Here is a 20,419-nt window from a genome sequence, read left to right as displayed (position 1 = left end):
AGCTATAGTCTAAAATGCGCGGCTTTCCGCCGCCGTAGCCCATCCGATGACCGTCGTCACCCGCTTCGCCCCGAGCCCGACTGGCTTTCTACACATCGGCGGTGCCCGCACGGCGCTGTTCTCCTATCTCTACGCCAGGCGTCATGGCGGCAAGTTCCTGTTGCGCATCGAAGACACCGACCGCGAGCGCTCGACGCAGGCGGCGGTGGACGCGATCTTCGAGGGCATGGCCTGGCTCGGCCTGCACTCGGACGTCGAGCCGGTCTACCAGACGCGGCGGTTCGAACGCTACCGGGAGGTGATCGCGCAGATGCTGGCCGCCGGATGCGCCTATCCCTGCTACGCGACCAAAGAGGAGCTTGATCAGTTGCGTGCCGAGCAGATCGCGCGCAAGCAAAAGCCGCGCTACGACGGCCGCTGGCGTCCCGAGCCGGGCAAGACCCTGCCGCCGCCGCCCCCGGGCGTTTCCCCCGTGGTGCGCTTCAAGAATCCGCTCGACGGCAAGGTGGTGGTCCGCGATCTGGTCAAGGGCGAGATCGTCTTCGACAACCGCGAGCTCGACGATCTGATCATCGCCCGCGCCGACGGTACGCCCACGTACAACTTCTGCGTCGTCGTCGACGACATGGACATGGGCGTCACCCATGTGATCCGCGGCGACGATCACGTCAACAACACACCGCGCCAGATCAACATCTTCAAGGCCCTCGGCGCCACGCCGCCGCAGTACGCGCACGTGTCCATGATCTTGGGCAGCGACGGTGCCAAGCTGTCCAAGCGTCACGGCGCGCTGGGCGTGATGGAATACCGGGCGATGGGCTTTCTGCCCGAGGCGATGCTGAACTACCTCGTACGCCTGGGCTGGTCGCACGGCGACCAGGAGCTGTTCACGTTGAAGGAGATGATCGAGAAGTTCGATTTCGATCACGTCTCGCCGTCACCGGCGCGCTTCGACATGGAAAAGGCGTACTGGGTCAATCACCAGTACCTCAAGACCGCGCCGCTTAATGCCGTCGTGCCCGAGTTCGAATGGCATCTGCGCCGCTTGGGCCTGGACCCGGCGCGGGGGCCGCGGCTCGAAGACGTGATCCTGGCCCAGCGTGAGCGCTGCCGCACGCTGCTGGAGATGGCCGAGAAGTCCGCGTTCTTCTTCGCCGAACTGAGCGGCTATGACGGAAAGGACGCTGCCAAGCACCTGACGGCCGACAGCGCGAGCCTGATCGAAGCGCTGGCGGAGGTGCTCGGCGCGCTGCCGCACTGGGAGGCAGCGGCCCTGCACGCCGCGATCGGAGGCTTCGCCGAGGCGCGCGGCCTGGCCCTGGGCAAGGTCGCGCAGCCGCTGCGCGTCGCCGTCGCCGGCATGGCGGTGTCGCCGCCGATCGACCAGACGCTGTTCCTGTTGGGACGCGAGCGCACGCTCGCGCGGCTCGAGGCCGCCGTCGGCTTCGCACGCAGCAAATCCATCCATGCAGACTCGCCGGTGAAACCCGAACATGGCGATTGAGATCACCTTCCCGGACGGCAACAAGAAGTCGTTCGACGAACCCGTCACCGGCCTTGCGATCGCACAGGGCATTTCCCCGGGCCTTGCCAAGAAGGCCGTCGTGGTCAAGGTCGACGGCGAACTCTGGGACCTGACCCGGCCGATCGACCGCAATGCCGCGATCAGCATCCTCACGCGCGATGCGCCCGAGGCGCTCGAAGTGATCCGTCACGATGCCGCGCACGTGCTGGCGCAGGCGGTGCAAGAGCTCTATCCGGGCACGCAGATCACCTTTGGGCCGGCCACCGAAACCGGCTTTTACTACGACTTTGCGCGCGAGACGCCGTTCACCGAGGCCGATCTCGACAAGATCGAGCAGCGCATGCGCGAAATCGTCAAGCGCGATCTGCCGATCCGGCGCGAGATCTGGCCGCGCGAGCGGGTCATCGAGCACTTCGACCGCCACGGCGAGACCTTCAAGGCCGAATGGGTGCGCGAAGGCATCGCCCCCGATGAGCCGATCAGCATCTACCGGCAGGGCGAGGACTGGCTCGACATGTGCCTCGGTCCGCATCTGCCGTCCACCGGCCAGCTCGGCACCGCGTTCAAGCTCACCAAGGTGTCGGGGGCCTACTGGCGCGGCGATGCGAACAACGCGCAGTTGCAGCGCATCTATGGCGTCGCCTTCGCCACCGAGGATGAGCTCAAGGCCTACCTGAAGATGGTCGAGGAGGCGGAGAAGCGCGATCATCGCAAGCTCGGTCGCGCGCTCGACCTGTTCCACATCCAGGACGAGGCGGTCGGCCAGGTGTTCTGGCATCCCAAGGGCTGGACGCTGTACCGCACGCTGGAAAACTACGTGCGGCGCCAGCTCGAAGCGGCGGGCTACGTGGAGGTCAAGACGCCGCTGCTGGTCGACCGCAAGCTTTGGGAAGCGTCCGGTCACTGGGAGAACTACCGCAAGAACATGTTCATCGCCGAGGTCGATGAAGGCGATGAGGCCGGCGTGCAGCGCAAGTCCGTGCTCGCGGTCAAGCCGATGAACTGCCCCTGCCACGTGCAGATCTTCCGTCAGGGCATCCGCTCTTATCGGGACTTGCCGCTGCGCATGGCCGAGTTCGGCGCCTGTCACCGCTACGAGCCCTCCGGGGCCTTGCACGGCCTGATGCGGGTACGCGGCTTCGTGCAGGACGACGCGCACATCTTCTGCACCGAGGAGCAGGTGTCGTCGGAAACGGTCGCCTTCTGCGACCTGCTCAAGCGCATGTACAAGGATCTCGGCTTCGACGACGTGCGCGTGAAGTTCTCGGATCGGCCGGCCCATCGCGCCGGCGACGACGCCGTCTGGGATCGCGCCGAGGGCGCGCTGCGCAAGGCGGTCGAAGACGCCGGCTTGCCGTATTCGATGAATCCAGGCGAGGGCGCGTTCTACGGACCTAAGCTGGAGTTCGTGCTACGCGATGCGATCGGTCGCGACTGGCAGTGCGGCACGCTGCAGGTGGACTTCGTCCTGCCCGAGCGGCTCGACGCCGAATACGTCGCCGAGGACGGTTCGCGAAAGCGGCCGGTGATGCTGCACCGCGCGGTGCTCGGCAGCTTCGAGCGCTTCATCGGCATCCTCATCGAGAACCACGCCGGGGCGTTTCCGTTCTGGCTGGCGCCGGTGCAAGTCGTCGTCGCGCCCATCGTCTCCGACGCCGACGGCTATGCCACCGAGGTCTGCGAGGCGCTCAAGCGCGCCGGCATCCGCGCCGAGACCGATCTGCGCAACGAGAAGATCAACTACAAGATCCGCGAGCACGCGACGCACAAGATTCCGGTGATCGCCGTCGTCGGCCGCAAGGAGGCCGAGGAACGCACCGTCACGCTGCGTTTTCGCGGTCAGGACCAGCAAAAGACCGTGCCCTTCGACGCGGTCCTCGCGCATCTTGAGCCATGATGCCGGCCGTGCGATGCGCCGTGCTGGCCGTGCTCGGCGTGTGCTGGGCCGGCGGCCTTGCCGCCGCCGAGCTCGCGATCCCCGGCGTTACGTTGCAAGGCGAATGGCGGCAGGGCAGCGTCTTGTTCGGCGAGGCCCCGCCGGGCACGCGCGTGTGGTTCAACGGCAGGCCGCTGCGTCTGACGGACTCTGGCCGCTTCGTGTTCGGCTTGCACCGCGACGAGCCGGCACAGGCCACCCTGCAGGTGCAACTGCCGGACGAGCCGATGCCGATCGCGATCCACGCTACGGTCGAGCGGCGCGAGTACAGCATCCAGCGCATCGAGGGTTTGCCGCAGCGCATGGTCACCCCGCCGGCCGAGGTGCTGCGTCGTATCGAGGCCGAACAGGCGCTGGTGGCGCGCGTGCGGCAGCGCGACAGCGCCCTCGACGGATTCACCGAGCGCTTCATCTGGCCCTGTCGAGGGCCGATCTCCGGCGTCTTCGGCAGCCAGCGCATTCTCAACGGCGAGCCCAAGCAGCCGCATTACGGGGTCGACATCGCCGTGCCGGTCGGTACTCCGGTACGCGCGCCGGCGAGCGGTGTGGTCAGTCTGGCGCAAGCGGATCTGTACTACACCGGCGGCACGCTGATGATCGACCACGGGCACGGCTTGCAATCGACCTTTTTGCACTTGTCGAAGCTGCGCGTGCGCGAGGGCGAGCACGTGCGGCGAGGGCAGATCGTCGCGGAGGCCGGGGCGACCGGACGCGCCACCGGTGCGCATCTGGACTGGCGCGTGAGCTGGTTCGACGCCCGCGTGGACGCCCAGACTCTGGTGCCGCCGATGCCGACGTCCGCGCGGGCCGAATGACGTTCAGTACGGATTCAGTCGCCAAGGCCGATGCTGCGTCGGCGCGAGGCGCGCATGCGCGCGTTTCGGGCAGACAGGAGGAAAGACCGATGAAACGCACCACCACGGCGCTTCTCATGGCTTTGATGAGTCTGGGGGCGGCACAGGCGCTGTCGGGCTGTGCCGGCACGCCCGGCAAGAACGACCGCGACACCGATCGGCAGCTCTCGCAGGCGCAAGAACTGGCCGCGGAAGAACGCGGCCGCCGGCGCGCCGAGGAAGAGGCGCGTCGGCGCGAGGAGTTGCGGTGCGCACAGGATCCCTTGTGCACGGGTTTGCCCAGGATCGGCAGCGTGGCTCTGCCCCCGCTGCCCGATCTGTCGCTGCCGCGCTGACCGGCGCGATCGAGCGGCGGCGCCGTTCGCAGGCTCAGTCGCCGCTGCGGCTGCTGTCCCAGGCTCCCGCACCCAGCATCACCAGGCGCATTTGTTTCTCGGCGTGGCGGTAGATCCGCACCAGCGCCGCCTTGTCCTTGGGCGGCGTATCGAGCAGCAGCTCGGTCGCGGCGATGACCACGTTGACCATCAGCCCTGCGAGCATCTGCAGGTCCTCGGCGCTGAACTTGCCGAGTGCCGGAAAGCGCGACAGGTCCACCGCCAGCTCGCCGACCCAGAGCCGTACCTCCTTGCGGATGGCGACGCGGATGGCCGTGGAGCCCGAGAAGCGCTCCTTGGCGATGAAGCGAAAATGCGCGCGATGCGCGTTGACGTGATCGAGGAAGGTCGTCACCGAGGCGCGGATCATGTGCGTGCTCGGCAGCCCGCCAGCGCGCGCCTTGCGCATCATCTCGTGTAGCGATTCGAAGGAATCCTCGATCAGCGCGTGGCCCAGTTCCTCCATGCCGGAGAAGTGGCGATAGAACGCGGCCGGGGTGATGCGCGCGCCGCGCGCAACCTCGCGTAGGCTCAGACTGGAAAAACTGCGCTCGCCTTCGAGCAGCGCCAGAGCCGCATTGATCAGGGCGCGGCGCGTGCGCCGCTTGCGCCAGTCGCGGCCGCCGTCGGACTCGGCGGCGACGGTCGCGTCGCCCTCGAGCATCGGCCCGGCTTCATCCGATCGCTTCCTGCTGCGCATGGTGAACACAGCATAACAGCAGGCGCGGTCTTCTGGCGACGATAAATCCAATAAAAACAGACCTGAAAGAAACAAAAGTAAACGAGTGTTGACTAAACGACGCCCTGCGTCTAAAGTTTACGAACGTTTACTGAATTGCCGATGAGGTCTGTATGGCTTTCGATCGTCTCGTGGTTTCTGCACTCCCCACCGGCCGCTGGCTGCAGCGTGCTGCCGCTGCGCTGACCTGGCCGCTGGATCCGGCCGACTATCTGGGTGCGCTGCGCGCCGATGCCGGCGCCGGCAACGCCGTGGTCGAGCGCATCGAGCACCCAACGCCGGATGCGGTGACGCTCACGCTGCGAGTGCCACGCGGCTTTTTGCGCCATCGGCCGGGTCAGTTCGTCCGTCTGGGTGTGGACATCGACGGCGTGCGCCACACGCGCTGCTATTCGATCGCGTCCGCCCCCGAGCGCGGCGACGGTTGTATCGAGATCACCGTCAAGGCCATCGCCGGCGGCCGCGTGTCCGTGCATCTCAAGACGCGGCTCGTGGTCGGCGCACGCGTGCAGCTCGACGCGCCGGCCGGCGACTTCGTGCTGCCGGAGCAACTGCCGGCACGCATGCTGTTCATCGCCGCCGGCAGCGGCATCACGCCAATGATGAGCATCCTGCGCAGCCTGGATGCGCGCGGCGCGGTGCCGCAGTTGACGATCGTTCACTGTGCGCCGGACGCGGCGTCGATGCTCTATGGCGACGAACTCGCGGTGCTGGCGGCGCGTCATCCGCGCATCACCCTGCACCGCATCCACACGCGCAGCCAGGGTCGTTTCGACGTGGCGCAGCTCGACACGCTGTGCCGCGGCTGGGCGCAGTGCGAAACCTGGGCCTGCGGCCCGGACGCGATGCTGCAGCAGATCGAGGACCACTGGCAGCGCTACGGCATCGGTGAGCGCCTGCACGTCGAGCGCTTCCGGCCGCGTGCGCTACGCGCGGTGGACGCGGCTGCCGGCCGCGTGCAGTTCGTGCGCAGCGGTCGCATCGCCGACGGTCGTAGCGATCAGCCGGTTCTGGAACTGGCCGAGCAGAACGGCATGGCGCCGGCACACGGCTGCCGCATGGGCATCTGCCACGGCTGCACGGCGACGCTCAAAGCCGGCTGCGTGCGCGACCTGCGTAACGGCAAAACCTACAGCGATGAAGGCGACCTCGTGCAGATCTGCGTCTGCGCGCCGGTCGGCGACGTCCAAATCGATCTCTAACGCGGTACCCAACGGAGTTCCACGATGCCCTACGCATACCTGACCGACGAGCAGGCCGAAGCCTTCGGCCGCGAACTCGACGCGATCCGCGACGAAGTCAAGACCAGCCTTGGTGAGAACGACGCGGCCTACATCCGTCGCTTGATCCGCATCCAGCGCAGCCTCGACATCGGTGGCCGCGGCCTGCTGTTCCTCGGCTTTCTGCCGCCGGCGTGGCTGGCCGGCACGGCGATGTTGTCGGTCGCCAAGATCCTCGAAAACATGGAGATCGGCCACAACGTCATGCACGCACAGTGGGACTGGATGAAGGATCCCAAGATCCACTCCTCGGCCTGGGAATGGGACACGGCCTGCCCGTCGGACCAATGGAAGCATTCGCACAACTACATGCACCACACGTATACCAACGTCGTCGGCATGGACCGCGACGTCGGTTACGGCATTCTGCGCATGAGCCCAAAGCAGCCGTGGCGGCCGTGGAACCTCGGCCAGCCGGTCTACAACGCGCTGCTTGCCGGGCTGTTCCAGTACGGCGTGGCCCTGCACGACGTCGAGTTCGAGCGCGTGCTCCAGGGCAAGAAGCGCTGGCGCGATGCGTTCACGCAGCTCAAGGCCATCGGCCGCAAGACCGGGCGGCAGACGCTCAAGGACTACGTGCTGTTCCCGCTGCTCGCCGGTCCGTTTTTCCTCTTCGTGCTCAGCGGCAACCTCGCCGCCAACCTCGTGCGCAACCTGTGGGCGTACACAATCATCTTCTGCGGTCACTTCCCCAGCGGCGCGCACACGTTCAGCGCCGGATCGGTCGCTAACGAATCGCGCGGCCGCTGGTATCTGCGGCAGCTGCTCGGCTCCTGCAACATCCGGGGCGGCAGGCTGTTCCACATCCTCTCCGGCAACCTCAGCCACCAGATCGAGCATCACCTGTTCCCGGATCTGCCGAGCAACCGCTATGCCGAGATCGCGCCGCGCGTGCAGGCGCTGTGCGCGAAGTACGGCCTGCCGTACAACACCGGCTCGCTCGCGCGCCAGTTCGGCACGACGATCTGGCGCGTGTTGCGCCTGAGCCTGCCCGGCGGAGCGTCGCTGGAGCCGCGGCTTGCTTGAGCGCGGGTGAACCGCCCGAGCGCTCGGGTCGGCCGGGGACGGCCGCGCTCGGATCAGGCCGAGCGCGCTCGGATGAGCGCTCGCGACGTCCGACCGTAACCAGACCGAAGGCAAGATGAGCCCGGGATCTCATCGACCACACCGACGCCGAGCCGACGCATGCCCGGTTGCGGATCGCTCGCGTCGCTAAGCCGAGGCGCCACACGCACCGATGACGTCGGCTTGCGGTCTGTAGAGCTCGGTGTCGACCGCGAACAGGCCGAGCACGATATCGAAGACGTTGTCGTGGCTGAGACGCCTTTGCGTTTGCTGCTCCAGACACTCGACTGAGAGCGCTCTGGACGCGATGAATGCGGGGGAAAGCCACATCAACATCGGCACCTGGGTCTGCGCCGCCGGTGCCAGGGCATACGGCAGTCCATGCAGGTAGATGCCGTTCTCGCCCAGGCTCTCGCCATGATCGGATACATACAGCATCGCCGTGTCGGCATCGGTGCTCGCGGCGGCGAGAAGCTGGATCAGTCTCGCGAGCACATGGTCCGTGTAGACAATGGTGTTGTCGTAGCTGTTGATCAGCATCTCGCGCGGACACCGATAAGCATCATCGGTCGTGCATTCCGGGGTGAACCGGGCGTAGGCGCGTGGATAGCGCCGGTGGTAACTCGGACCGTGACTGCCGAGCTGGTGCAGCACGATCAACTGATCACCTTCGGCATCGGTCATGCGCCGTGACAGGTCGTGGAGCAGAGCTTCGTCAAAGCATGCGCGGTCATCGCACAAGGCCGGTGTATCGGCTGGCGAAGTGTGCGCGTAGGCGACCCGATCACAGACGCCCTGACAGCCGGTGTTATTGTCCAGCCATTGCACGTGCACGTCCGCGCGCTGCAACACGTCCAGCAGGTTTTCGGTCCTGCGCGCCTCGTCGGAATCGAACTCGCTGCGGTCTTGTCGCGCGAACATGCAGGGTACCGACACCGCCGTCGACGTGCCGCAGGCGCTGACGTCGCGAAAACGCAGCAGCGTCGGGATCGCCGAAAGCGCGGGATTGGTATCGCGCGGATATCCGTAGAGTGAAAAATGGTCGGCGCGCGCGGTCTCGCCCACGACCATCACCACCACACGGCGGCGGCCGCTCGGCGCTCTGGGTTCGACACGGACGGCGAGTTCGCGGAACTCTGCGGCGGATGCCGACGTGATCAGACGGTCGCGCGCGAGCTTGTATGCAGACACCATCGGGAACACGGGGTTGGGGAGCTCGCGGACCTGCGAATGCGCCCGCGCCCACAGCGATGCCTCTTTGTAGTTGCTGCCGAGCAGCACGGCCGCCAGCGCCCACAGAAGCAGGGCGATGCCGCCGCGCTGCAGCAGTTGTTGCTTGAGCGGCCGCTGCGTGACGGGCACGAGTGCGATCACGATCACCGCGGTGCCACCGAAAACCACCACCTGCCAGATCAAGGGTCTGGTGATCAGCTCGGCGGCCTCGCGTGCGTCGGTGCGGATGACATTGACCCACATCTCTTGGTCGATGATCGCGCCATACCGGTGCATGAAGTGGTTGCAGACCACCGCGATCAAGGTCATCGCGATCAGTCCGATGCGCAGCGCCGGGCCCAGGCTGAGCGCGGCGGCGACGGTGAAGGTGCCGGCGAGGAGAATCGCGGCCAGAGTCGCGACCAGCAAGAGCCCTGTGGGGCTGCCCAGCCCGTCGACATGGGTACTGGCGAAACGCCACAGCGCATCGTTCTGCGACGCGGCGAGATAGAGGCTCGTGGCGAATACGAGACCGGTGTCGCTCAGCTTGAGGAACGAGCGTAGAGGTGCAAGGCCGCCGTGATGCGGCCGCTGATGGGCGATGTCGGGCATTGCGCCATCTTCAGACTCGGCGCATTGACGCCCATTTGCGCGGACATTACCGCGCCGTCACGCGCGTCCCGGACGCCGCCATCCACGCAGTCATCGCGCGGCGATTGCGCCGGCGCCGTCTCCCGCCCTGCGGGCACCGTCTCCTGCGAGCGGGAGAGGGAAGCAGGGCTCGCCCGTGGGACCATGCGCATCCACGCAGAACGCTGCCGGCTTCCAGCACCCTCATGCTCCGTATCACCGAACTCAGCTCGCCGATCGAGCATGCGCAAGACGCGCTCGCGCCGGCCATTAGCCAGCGGCTGAAGATTCCCGCGGCGAGGACTCCCAGAGCCTGAACACGCGCGGCCTGTATCCGGCGGGCGAGGGCGCGGGTTATGCCGGCAGCATCCTCTGCGCAGGCGTCGACGGCATCAGAGTGGCCGAGGCGGTGGCGCTGCGGATACTGGCGCGTCACGGCGCTGCAACCGGCACGGCCTAGCCTGCGCGCCGCGCGCCTGTCGGGCTTGGTCCTTGGCGTGATTGCGCAGTACGGCGCTTCCCGGCTTTCGTAGCATCCCGCGGCGAGGGGGCGGCGGCACCGCGCCGTGCGCCACGACAATGGGGAGAGCAGCATGCAGGGTCCGCAGCGGCGGAAGGCCGGCATCGTCGTCGCCGTCATCGGCGGCATCGCGTTGTCGGCCTGTGGCGATTCGACGGTGCCGGGAGACGGCGTCGGGGAGGCAGGTCGGGTGCGGATCGAGGGCCGCGGCCAGATGGTGTCGTCGCCGCGCACCCTCGACTGTTTCGCCGATTGCACGATGCCGCTCGCCGCCGGCGATCGTCTGCTCGCGATCGCCGCGCGCGACTGGCGTTTCGAGCGCTGGGACGGCGCCTGCGCGGGTCAGGCCACGGTCGAATGCGTGCTGCCGGCAGGCGGATCGATCGAGGTCGTCGCGCGCTTCGTGCCGGCGCCGCAGGATCTGTCCGGCGCGCAGTGGCGCCGCGGTGATCTGCACCAGCATTCCGATCATTCGTCCGACGGCAGCCTTGGCCGTCAGCTCGGCGACGATCAGGCACCGGGCAACATGCCGCTCGCCGACATCATCGCGCAGGCCGAGGCCGCGGGCCTCGATTTTCTGCCGATCACCGATCACCGCACGCATGACCAGCACTACGATCCGCAATGGGAGTCGTCGGGCCTGCTGCTGATCACCGGCGAGGAGGCCAACGGCAGTCCGCACGCGACGGTGCACGGCGCCGTCGACATGATCGACCAGAACGCGCGCATCGACGGCGAGCCGGAAAGCCGCGTCGTGCAGGAGTCGATCTGGCTCGCGCACAGCCAGGGTGCGGCCTGGGTCACCGCGCATCCGGACGACGGCTCGGTCGACGAGGGCGGCGTGCCCAATGCGCGCGCCGATGCGGTCGGCGTCGATCTCGTCGAGATATGGAATCGCGCCTCGTACGTCGAGGGCGAGATCGATTACGTCGAGAACCGCTGGAACGCGGGTTTCCGCTTTGGCATCGCCGGTGCGAGCGACAACCACTTCAAGGAGCTCTGGCCGCTCGGCGGCGGCACCGGCCGTCCGACGACCGAGGTGCTGACGCCTGAGCTCAGTGACCGCGCGCTGATCGATGCGCTGCGCGCCGGGCGCACCGGCGTCCATTCTGGCGATGCGCTGTCGCCGCGCCTGCGCATCGACGCCGACTTCGACGGCGACGGCGTCTTTGAGGTGCGTGCCGGTGAGGAGGTGTTCGTGCCGGCGGGCACGCCGGGCAAGCTGCGCGTGCGGATCGAGCAGGGTCTGGGCAACCGTGTTCTGGTCTATGCCGCACCCGGGCGCAGTGCCGGTGCGCTGGCGGAGGTGATCGCCACGTCGGTGATCGGCTTCGAGGAGCTGGTGCTCGACATCGTCGCTGGCGACACGCCGAGCTGGTATCGCGCCGAGATGCGTAGCCTCGGGCTGGCCGATCCGTCGAGCCTGCTGTTCGGCACCGTGCTCGGCCCCTACGATCTGGACAACCTGTTCCAGCAACTGCTGGCGCAGGTGCGGGCGCTGAGCGGGCCGATCTTCGTGTCGACCGCGCCGGTTACGCCGCAGGGCCAACACCTGCCGCCGCCGGATCGCGGCACCGACGACGGCGCCGAGTACGCGCTGGGCGCGCCCGGAGAGTTCGCCGGCTTCGTCGACGCCGCGCACGACGCGGCCAGTGGTCGCCTGCACCTCGTCGCCGAGGTGCACGACGCGGTATCGACGCGCGTGCACTACGCCGCGCGCGCCGCCGACGGCCGCTGGCGTGCGCCGCTCGAACTCAGCGCGTCGACCTCAGCGCGGTTTCCGCGCATCGCCGTCGCCGGCGACCACGTCGTCGTCGTCTGGCAGGACGAGCGTGCCGGCCAGATCCCGCGCCGTGCGGCGATCCACGCGCGCATCAGCCGCGACGGCGGCGCGCACTTCGGCGATGAGATCGTCGTGCGCGCCGTCGATGGTCGCGCGATGCACCCGGACGTCGCCCTCGCCGCCGATGGCCGCGCACACGTGGTCTGGCAGCAGATCCGCGCCGGCGAGCCCTTCGATGTCTGGTACACGATCCTCGATGCCGACGGCCGGCTCGCCGACCCGATCAACCTCAGCCGCGACGGCAAGGAGATCGTCGCCGCGAGCGGGCTCGATGCACGCAGCGCGCGCTATCCGGCATCGGTGCGGCCGGCGATTGCGATCGGCGCCGACGATGTGCCACTGATCGCCTGGCAGGACAACCGTTTCGACATCGATCCGCTGTGGACCGGGCAGGCCGGCAGCGGCGAGGGCACCGACCCCGACGACTGGCAGATCGCCGTCTACAGCCCCGGCCGTGCGATCGAGTATCTGGGTGCCGCCGATGCCGCCGACCGGCATGTCGATGTCATCGTCGATGGCCTCGGCCGCGCGCACGCGGTGTGGACCAGCAAGCCGCTCGCCGCCGCCGGCGCGAACCTGCGCGTGCTCGCAGCGGTGCGAGCAGCCGGCGCGGCATCGTTCGCGGCGCCGCAGGCGGTCGACGAGTTTGCCGCGAGCAGCGCGCGCGCACCGCGCCTCGGACTCGCAGCGGATGGCGCGGCGCGCCTGGCCTGGTTCGACAGCCGCAGCAGCGACTGGCGCTGGCGGGTGATGAGCGCGCGCTTCGAGCAGGGCGCATGGCGCGACGTGCGTCTCTACGGCGGTCGCGGTGTCAACACCTGGCCGGTGCCGGCGGGCGCGTTCCTCGCGTTCGCGACCACGCGCCATGCCGAGCGCGTGCAGCGCGATCGCACGCAGCAGATCTACGTGCTTGATGTCGAACCGAGCGAGTGAAGTCCCGGCCGCAGGCCTGCAGGCGGTCAGACGTGGTCGGCGAGATAGCGGCGTAACGCCGTTGCGGCCCGCTCGGGATCTTCCTGCATGAAACAGTGACCGCCGGGCACGGCGCAAACGGTGAGGTTCCGGTTCAGCCGCGCGGCGAGGCGCGCCGCCCGGGGCAGGAACGGATAACTCGATTCACCGTACAGGAACAGCACCGGACACCGCACGCGGCGGATCAGGCGCCACGGGTAGACCGGATTCTCGAAGATCGCGGCTTCGAGCTCGCGCGGGCAGCACAGCACGCGGCCGTCGCCGTCGTCGCGCGTCGCGTGATCGACGAAGCTCGCCAGCGCTTCCTCACACCAGCCGGCGTAGATGCCGCGGCCGCGCAGCCGCGCGAGCGCCTCGTCGCGCGAGGCCCAGCGCTCGCGGCGCCGGCGCGCGGCGTTGGCCATGGGGTTGCGGCCGAGCCGGCTCGCGAGCTTGACGCCGAGCCAGGACGGCGTCGGAAGCAGGATCGGATCTAGCAGCACCAGTACGCGGAACAGATCCGGTCGCCGCGCGGCGACGGCGAGCGTGACCGCCGCGCCGAAGCTGTGACCGACGCCGATCATCCATGCCGCCTGCGCGCACTGCTCGTCGATGATTTGCGGCACGCGCTTGATGATCGCCGCCGTGCCGGAATAGCGCGCCGGCGCGTCGCTGGCGCCATGGCCCTCCAGATCGTGACAGAACAGGTCGTAGTCGCCGGTCAAATGGCGCAGGAACGGCCAGTAGACGCCGCCGCAGAAGCCGTTGCCGTGCAGGAAGTGGATCAGGGCGCGGCCGTTGTCGAGGCGACGGCCGCGCAGCGTCGGGCCGGCGCCGGCATTCGACTGCCATGCGGTCGTGGCCTGCAGAAAATCGGCAGCGGGCGGCGTGTTCATTGCAAGGGCGGTGGTCAAAGACCCGCGAATCTAGCAGATGCGCTGCCGGCATCCGCGACCGCGACCGCGTTTTACTCGTCCAGCACCGGTCCGATCCGTGCGCCGTTGCGGCCGCCGCGCTTGACCTTGTACAACTGGGCGTCCGCACTGCGATACAGCAGCGACAGGCTGTGGCGGCCGTCCGAGATCACGCCGCCGGCGCTGATCGTGAGCTTGCGCAGCGGCGCGTCGTGGTTGTCGATGCCCAGCCCGCGTACCTGATCGACCAGCGCCTGCAGGCGTGTCTCGGCGGCGGCCGGATCGCAGTCGTAAAGCAGAATCGCGAACTCCTCGCCGCCCAGGCGCGCGACCAGATCCAGCGGACGCCGGCCGAACTGGCCGAGCACCACGCCCACTTCGCTGAGCGCGCCGTCGCCGTAGGCATGGCCGTAGCGGTCGTTGACGAGCTTGAAATGGTCCAGGTCGGCGAGCGCGAACAGCATCGAACAGCCGTCGCGCCTGGCCTGCGCCGCGGCGAGTTCGAAATGCAGTTCGAAGGCACGCCGGTTGCGCAGGCTAGTCAGCGTGTCCTGGTGGACCTGGAGCGTCAGCAGGCGCCGCGCCGCCCAGCTCCTGCGCTGCGTGGTCTCCATCCACAGCGCGGCCATCGCACTGACCAACAGCAGGCCGCCTTCGGCGACCCAGGCGATCGTCGTCAGCGGCGGCGTCCAGCCGAGCTCGATGCCGCCGACGACGATTGCGAGATAGCCGGCGTGGATCATCAGCACGCGATCGAAGCGAAAGCCGCCGAGCACCGCGAGCGCCACCGGGATCGCGAGCGCGAGTCCGTGATCGACGGTGTAGCCGAACGCGGCGCTTTTCGCGCGCAAGATCTCGAACGCCAGCAGCAGCACCAGGCCACCGGCGGCGATCACGGCGCCGGATACGGCGTGCTGCGGCAACAGCCAGGTGACCACAGCCGCGCACAGCGCGGTGGGGATGATTACGCACAGCGATAGCAGGCGCAGCAGTTCGACGACGGCCTCCGGCATGTCCAGCACGCTCGCCGGCAGCAGCAAGAGGAACCCGAAGACCAGAGCCGGCAGCACAGCGAGCAGCACGCGCATGTGATTGGCGGTGATGCGCCACTGCTCGCGGTAATGCGGCTCCACCTCGGCCGGCAGGCGCAGCAGCGGGCCGCTGGAGCGGGCGATGCGTTCCAGCGTCTGCACCGTCGCCGGCGGCAGTTCGTCGACCGGGCTGCGCTTGGAGGCGGCCACCACCAGCCCGCGGTGTCGTAACCGCAGGAAAAAACCCATCGGATCCGCCGTCGCTGGGCGGTCGTCGAACATGGGCCCCTCCCCAAAAGCATGCGGGGGCGCTCGGATCGATGCGGTGCGCACAGAGCGCACAGTGCGCTCGACATGGACTCCCCCACGACACAGTCTAGTCGCGGCCGTTGCCGTGCGATACCCCGCAAAAGGGGGGATCAGGGCGCGTCGAGGAAGGCGGCGATGGCTCGGCCGGTGGCCTCGGGCGCGTCGAAATGCAGCATGTGGCCGGCGCCGTCGATGCGCGCCACGGAATGATCGCGGAAGCAGGCGCGGCGCGCGGCGATCTCCTCAAGACCGATCGCCTGCGGGAAGATCGAATCGCCGGCATCGACGAACAGCGTGCGCGCGGTGACCTGTTGCCAGATCGCCTTGGATTCGGCGGCGCGGTACAGCGTCGCCATCGGCAGGTGGTGTTTGGGATCGGCGAGCAGGCGGATGCGGCCGTAGCCGTCGGCCGCGCCCCAGCAGCGCGCAATGAACAGCGCTCGCTCCGGTGACAGTCGCGGATGCTTGGCGCGCACGCGACGCGCCAGCGCCTCGAACGAGGGATAGAAGCGCTCGCGCGTGTCGCCGGGCCACAGCTCCAGCCAGCGGCGCAGCACCTTGGGTGCGCGCGCGGCCTCCATGTCGGGCAGGAACAGTCCGTCCAGACAGACGTAGCGTTCGACGCGCTCGGGCCGCAGGCCGGCGTACAGGCTCATGATCTGCGCGCCCATGCTGTGGCCGACCAGTTGTACCGGCGTGTCGGGCGCGTAGTGCGCGATCAGCGCGTCGAGATCGGCGACGTAATCGGGAAACCAGTAGCCGTCGGCCGGCCACTGCGTGTGGCCGAAGCCGCGCCAGTCCGGCGCCAGCACCTGCCAGCGTTCGAGCAGCGGCTGCACCATGAACTGGAAGGTCGCGGAGACGTCGAGCCAGCCGTGACCGAGGAACACCATCGGCGCGTCCGGCCGCCCCCAGCGGCGCACGTGGTAGCGCAAGCCGCGGATGCGCACGAACTCGGAGCGGCTGGCGATCGTGCCGGCCGGGACCGTCATGGCGCGCGGCGCATCCCGCACCGCGGTGCGACGACGATTCGCGCGGGTGCGCAGGCCACGGACGCCGTCACGGGCCGCTCCAGCGCGCCGCGCGCAGATCGAAGCGTACGCCGACCGCGTCTTGTACGGCGATAACGCCGCCGAGGACGGCCAGCGGCCTGATCCCGAAGTCGGTCTGACGCAGCACCAACTCGCCGCGGGCGCGCAGCGCCTCGCCATCGCGCTCGACGTGCACCAGCACGTCGTATTCGCGGCGCTTGCCGCGCCAGTCCACGGCGATGCGCGCGACCAGCATCGGCCAGTCGCCCTCGACCGCGAGCGAATGCACGCGCAGGTCCGGATGCCGCGCGACGTCGAGCACGCGCTCGCCGAGCATGTTGCGACGTGTGCCGGCGATGTCGGCCTCGGAGCGTACGCCGGCGAAGCTGCCGCCGGTGGCTGCGCGCAGCGCCGGGTCGTCGATGCTCAGGTCTTCGAACGCGAAGCGCAAATCGAACTGGGCGGTGTGCGCCGCCTCGCCGTCGAGGCTGACATAGCCGTCGAACGTCGGCGCCGACAGCACGTGGTTGTGGCCGAGCCCGGCCGCGCGGCCGCCGCGGAACACGTAGATGCGCACGTCCGATGCCGCCGGATCGACGCGATACACCGTGGCGCCGGCGGCGTGGCGCTCGCGGTAGCGAGCGGGCAGATCGAGCGCGGGCGCCGCGCCGTTCGCTGCCGCGGGCGCGCGCGGGACCGGCGTCTGGCAGGCACCGAGCCAGAGCAGTGCCGCGAGCAGCGCCGCGCGTGCCATCAGGCGGCGAGCCGGCCGCTGAGCACGCCTTCGAGCAGTTCGAGGCGGTCGTTGCCCCAGAACAGGGTGTCGCCGACGAAGAAGCTGGGCGCGCCGAAGACGCCGCGCCGCACCGCCTCGTCGGTGTTGGCCTTGAGCCGGTCCTTGACCGGCTGGGTCTGGGCCTGTGCGAGCAGCGCCTCGCCATCCCAGCCGAGCGAACCCGCCACCGCCTTGAGCACCTCGGGCTGGCCGATGTCCTGGTCCTGGCTCCAGTACGCCTGCATCACCGCCAGCGCCCAGCGGCCGACGTCGGCTTCCGCCAGTGCGCAGGCGATGCGCAGCGATGCGAGGCTCGCCACGGGAAACACCTTGGGAAACTTGAAGGGCACGCCGTAGTGCTGCGCCCACAGGGCCACGTCCTTGTATAGATACCGACCCTTGGCCGGTACCGCCGCCGGCATGCGGTTGCCCGTCGCCTCGAAGGCCTTGCCGAGCAAAAAGGGCTTCCACACCACGCGGGCACCGTGCCGCGCCGCCAGGGCCTCGATCTGCGTGGCGGCGAGATAGGTGTAAGGGCTGGCGGAGTCCCAGTAGAACTCGATCGTGGGGATGCTCATCGGACGGTCCGGTGGCCGGGCCCCGCAGTCTGGCACGCGCCTTTTCGCCGGCACAAGACGTGCGATCGAGCGGGTTTTCGGCGTGCGCGTCGCGGCGATCGCGAGCCGTTGCTAGAATGCGCCAACCGGTTTGCCGACATGACGCCGAAAAAAGCGCTGGAATTCAAGGGTCGCATGCTGTCGCTGACGCGGGCGCGCATCCTCGACCCCGACCCTGCCGCCATCACCGCCCAACTCCAGGCCTTCGCCCGCCAACTGCCGCAAGCCGTCAAGGGCATGCCAGTGATGCTCGAAGCCGACACGGCGGTGGATCTGGACGCGGTGCTCGCGGCGATGCGTGAAGTGGGCATGCAGCCGCTCGGTGTGGCCGAGGGGCCGCTCGCCACGGCCGCGCTGTCCTACGGACTGGCGGTGCTGCCGGCCGACGGGGCGCAGCGCGCGCGCACCGCCGCGTCCAGCGTCGAGCCCGCGCAATCGCCGGCTCCGGCGCGGTGTCCGGCGCGCATCGTCACCGATCCGGTGCGCTCGGGGCAGCAGATTTACGCGGCGGACGGCGATCTGGTCGTGCTCAATACGGTCAGCGCCGGCGCCGAGATCGCCGCCGACGGCTGCGTGCACGTCTATGGCACCTTACGCGGGCGCGCGATCGCCGGTGCGCGCGGCGATGCCCTCGCGCGCATCTTCTGCCGGCGCTTCGAGGCCGAACTGGTCGCGGTGGCCGGTGTCTACGCGGTGGCCGAGCAGATGCAGGGCGAGCTGCGCCGGCAGGCGGTGCAGGTGTGGCTCGCCGACGGCAAACTGCGTATCGAGCGGCTGGACGTCTGAGGGACGCAGCCTGCGGTGGGGTGATCCCGGCGTCCCCGGGGAGTGTGCACGGAAGAACAGGAGAACGCCTTGGCAAAAATCGTCGTCGTGACCTCGGGCAAGGGCGGGGTCGGCAAGACCACGACCAGCGCATCCTTCGCCACCGGCCTGGCCATGCGCGGCCACAAAACCGCGGTGATCGACTTCGACGTCGGCCTGCGCAATCTGGATCTGATCATGGGCTGCGAGCGCCGTGTCGTGTTCGATTTCGTCAACGTCATCCAGGGCGAGGCGACGCTGCGCCAGGCGCTGATCAAGGACAAGCAGCACGACAACCTCTACATCCTCGCCGCCAGTCAGACGCGCGACAAGGACGCGCTCACGGCCGAAGGCGTGGGCCGCGTGCTCGATGACCTCGCCAAGGAGTTCGAATACATCGTCTGCGATTCCCCGGCCGGCATCGAGAAAGGGGCGCATCTGGCGATGTACTACGCCGACGAGGCGCTGGTCGTGACCAACCCGGAGGTCTCGTCGGTGCGCGACTCGGATCGGGTGCTCGGCTTGCTCGCGAGCAAGACGCGCAAGGCAGAGCGCGGCGAGGGCCGCGTCAAGGAGCATCTGGTGCTGACACGCTACAACCCGGTGCGCGTCGCCAAGGGCGAAATGCTCTCGGTCGACGACGTCAAGGAAATTCTGGCGATCCCGCTGCTCGGCGTGGTGCCCGAATCGCAGGCGGTGCTGACCTCGTCCAATGCCGGCACGCCGGTGATCGCCGACAAGAACTCCGACGCCGGACAGGCTTACGACGATCTGGTCGCTCGTTTCCTCGGTGAACAGCGGCCGCATCGTTTCCTCACGGCCGAGAAGAAGGGGCTGCTCGGCCGCCTGTTCGGGACGTGAGGAGGATGCCCATGGACTGGCTCAGGTTGTTTCGATCGGAACCCAAGAACACGGCGGCGCTGGCCAAGGAGCGCCTCAAGGTCGTCGTCGCCCACCAGCGTGACGGCCGCGCGAACGCACCGGCGTATCTGCCGAAGCTGCGCGAGGACATCCTGGCCGTGGTGCGAAAATACGTGCAGGTGCCGGACTCCGCGGTCAACGTCCACGTTCAGCGCGAGGCGGGGCTCGAAGTGCTGGAGATGAACATCACCTTGCCGGAAGCGCGCTGATCCGCCGCGGAATGTCGTTAGAACGAACGCGGCGAGGGGGCTGACGCCGTCGACGACGCTGCGTATGGTGCGCGCCCGACACCCACCTGCTCGGACTGCCGCATGGTTGCCTTCGCCAACGAAACCGTCCTCAACGTCCGTCACTGGAACGAGTCGCTGTTCAGCTTCACCACGACACGCGACAGCGCGCTGCGTTTTCGTAACGGGCATTTCGTCATGGTCGGCATCCCGGTCGAGGGGCGTCCGCTCTTACGTGCCTACAGCATCGCCAGCCCGAATCACGAGGAGACGCTGGAGTTCCTCAGCATCAAGGTGCCGAACGGGCCGCTGACCTCGCGCCTGCAGCATCTCAAGAGCGGCGATCGGATCCTGGTCAGCCGCAAGCCGACCGGCACGCTGGTGCTCGACGATCTCAAGCCCGGCCGGCATCTGTATCTGCTCGCCACCGGCACCGGTCTTGCGCCGTTCCTGAGCCTGATCCGCGATCCGGAAGCCTACGAGCGCTTCGAAAAAGTGGTGCTGGTCCACGGCGTGCGCCGGGTGAGTGATCTCGCCTATCACGACTACATCCGCAACGAGCTGCCACAGCACGAGTTCCTCGGCGAGCAGGTGCGTGCGCAGCTGATTTATTACCCGACGGTGACGCGCGAGCCCTTCGTGCATCAGGGGCGTCTGACCGAGCTGATCGAGAGCGGCCGGCTCGCGGCAGACATCGGTCTGCCCCCGCTCAACCCCGAGACCGATCGGGTGATGCTGTGCGGCAGCCCGGCCATGCTAAAGGACACCAGCGCGATCCTCGACGCGCGCGGTTTTACGATCTCGCCGCACATCGGCACGCCCGGCGATTACGTGATCGAGCGCGCTTTCGTCGAGAAGTAG

At 68.4% G+C, this 20,419-nt stretch carries 18 protein-coding genes; 11 read left to right on the top strand and 7 right to left on the bottom strand.

Annotated elements, in window-relative coordinates; genetic code table 11:
* Positions 1-46: 46 nt before the first annotated feature.
* From gltX to ABSH63_RS01305, 4 genes are all read left to right on the top strand, one after another.
* Positions 47-1,504, top strand: coding sequence for a glutamate--tRNA ligase (gltX, locus tag ABSH63_RS01320; RefSeq protein ID WP_352886670.1), 1,458 nt, complete (start codon positions 47-49; stop codon positions 1,502-1,504).
* Entirely contained in the window at positions 1,494-3,422 is a 1,929-nt protein-coding gene (thrS, locus tag ABSH63_RS01315; RefSeq protein ID WP_352886667.1) for a threonine--tRNA ligase, read from the top strand. Before gltX ends, thrS begins: the two co-directional genes overlap by 11 nt.
* Positions 3,422-4,276: a M23 family metallopeptidase gene (locus ABSH63_RS01310; protein WP_352886666.1), complete on the top strand. Its 855-nt coding sequence runs from the start codon at positions 3,422-3,424 to the stop codon at positions 4,274-4,276. Before thrS ends, ABSH63_RS01310 begins: the two co-directional genes overlap by 1 nt.
* Before the next feature lie 89 nt (positions 4,277-4,365).
* The gene (locus ABSH63_RS01305) at positions 4,366-4,650 is read left to right on the top strand and encodes a hypothetical protein (protein ID WP_352886664.1); all 285 of its coding nucleotides are present in this window, start codon (positions 4,366-4,368) and stop codon (positions 4,648-4,650) included.
* A gap of 34 nt (positions 4,651-4,684) precedes the next feature.
* Here the strand turns inward: ABSH63_RS01305 and ABSH63_RS01300 are convergent, their stop codons facing one another.
* Positions 4,685-5,353: a TetR family transcriptional regulator gene (locus tag ABSH63_RS01300; RefSeq protein ID WP_352886662.1), complete on the bottom strand. Its 669-nt coding sequence runs from the start codon at positions 5,351-5,353 to the stop codon at positions 4,685-4,687.
* A gap of 188 nt (positions 5,354-5,541) precedes the next feature.
* On the opposite strand from ABSH63_RS01300, the gene ABSH63_RS01295 reads away from it, so the two are divergent.
* Together ABSH63_RS01295 and ABSH63_RS01290 are read left to right on the top strand one after the other, a co-directional pair.
* Complete coding sequence (locus tag ABSH63_RS01295; protein WP_352886661.1) at positions 5,542-6,630, top strand: ferredoxin reductase; 1,089 nt, start codon at positions 5,542-5,544, stop codon at positions 6,628-6,630.
* Between the two features lie 24 nt (positions 6,631-6,654).
* Positions 6,655-7,734, top strand: a complete 1,080-nt coding sequence (locus ABSH63_RS01290) for a fatty acid desaturase family protein (RefSeq protein ID WP_352886659.1) — start codon at positions 6,655-6,657, stop codon at positions 7,732-7,734.
* Between the two features lie 186 nt (positions 7,735-7,920).
* On the opposite strand, the gene ABSH63_RS01285 is transcribed toward ABSH63_RS01290, so the two are convergent.
* Positions 7,921-9,597 carry a phosphoethanolamine transferase gene (locus ABSH63_RS01285; RefSeq protein ID WP_352886657.1) on the bottom strand — a complete coding sequence of 559 codons (1,677 nt, stop codon included), beginning with the start codon at positions 9,595-9,597 and terminating at the stop codon, positions 7,921-7,923.
* Between the two features lie 611 nt (positions 9,598-10,208).
* On the opposite strand from ABSH63_RS01285, the gene ABSH63_RS01280 reads away from it, so the two are divergent.
* Entirely contained in the window at positions 10,209-12,911 is a 2,703-nt protein-coding gene (locus ABSH63_RS01280; RefSeq protein WP_352886655.1) for a CehA/McbA family metallohydrolase, read from the top strand.
* Between the two features lie 26 nt (positions 12,912-12,937).
* Here ABSH63_RS01280 and ABSH63_RS01275 read toward each other — a convergent pair whose 3' ends face one another.
* From ABSH63_RS01275 to ABSH63_RS01255, 5 genes are all read right to left on the bottom strand, one after another.
* Positions 12,938-13,825 carry an alpha/beta fold hydrolase gene (locus tag ABSH63_RS01275; protein WP_352886653.1) on the bottom strand — a complete coding sequence of 296 codons (888 nt, stop codon included), beginning with the start codon at positions 13,823-13,825 and terminating at the stop codon, positions 12,938-12,940.
* A gap of 71 nt (positions 13,826-13,896) precedes the next feature.
* A complete protein-coding gene (locus ABSH63_RS01270; protein ID WP_352886651.1) occupies positions 13,897-15,156 on the bottom strand; it encodes a GGDEF domain-containing protein in 1,260 nt (419 codons plus the stop codon).
* Positions 15,157-15,293: 137 nt separating this feature from the next.
* Positions 15,294-16,175, bottom strand: a complete 882-nt coding sequence (locus ABSH63_RS01265) for an alpha/beta fold hydrolase (protein ID WP_352886649.1) — start codon at positions 16,173-16,175, stop codon at positions 15,294-15,296.
* A 67-nt stretch (positions 16,176-16,242) separates the two neighbouring features.
* A complete protein-coding gene (locus ABSH63_RS01260; RefSeq protein ID WP_352886646.1) occupies positions 16,243-16,968 on the bottom strand; it encodes a YceI family protein in 726 nt (241 codons plus the stop codon).
* Positions 16,968-17,567, bottom strand: a complete 600-nt coding sequence (locus ABSH63_RS01255; RefSeq protein ID WP_352886645.1) for a 2-hydroxychromene-2-carboxylate isomerase — start codon at positions 17,565-17,567, stop codon at positions 16,968-16,970. The genes ABSH63_RS01260 and ABSH63_RS01255 overlap by 1 nt, the downstream gene beginning before the upstream one ends.
* A 138-nt stretch (positions 17,568-17,705) precedes the next feature.
* On the opposite strand from ABSH63_RS01255, the gene minC reads away from it, so the two are divergent.
* The 4 genes from minC to ABSH63_RS01235 all read left to right on the top strand — a co-directional run bounded on the left by minC (position 17,706) and on the right by ABSH63_RS01235 (position 20,419).
* A complete protein-coding gene (gene minC, locus ABSH63_RS01250) occupies positions 17,706-18,392 on the top strand; it encodes a septum site-determining protein MinC (protein ID WP_352886644.1) in 687 nt (228 codons plus the stop codon).
* A gap of 69 nt (positions 18,393-18,461) precedes the next feature.
* The gene (gene minD, locus ABSH63_RS01245) at positions 18,462-19,271 is read left to right on the top strand and encodes a septum site-determining protein MinD (protein ID WP_352886643.1); all 810 of its coding nucleotides are present in this window, start codon (positions 18,462-18,464) and stop codon (positions 19,269-19,271) included.
* Between the two features lie 11 nt (positions 19,272-19,282).
* The gene (minE, locus tag ABSH63_RS01240; protein WP_352886642.1) at positions 19,283-19,540 is read left to right on the top strand and encodes a cell division topological specificity factor MinE; all 258 of its coding nucleotides are present in this window, start codon (positions 19,283-19,285) and stop codon (positions 19,538-19,540) included.
* Positions 19,541-19,642: 102 nt separating this feature from the next.
* Positions 19,643-20,419: a ferredoxin--NADP reductase gene (locus ABSH63_RS01235; protein ID WP_352886641.1), complete on the top strand. Its 777-nt coding sequence runs from the start codon at positions 19,643-19,645 to the stop codon at positions 20,417-20,419.

Source organism: Sinimarinibacterium thermocellulolyticum, from assembly GCF_040327995.1.
GTDB lineage: Bacteria > Pseudomonadota > Gammaproteobacteria > Nevskiales > Nevskiaceae > Solimonas > Solimonas thermocellulolyticum.
Note: the sequence above shows the minus strand (reverse complement) of the source record. Positions and strands in the feature narration are given on the sequence as shown.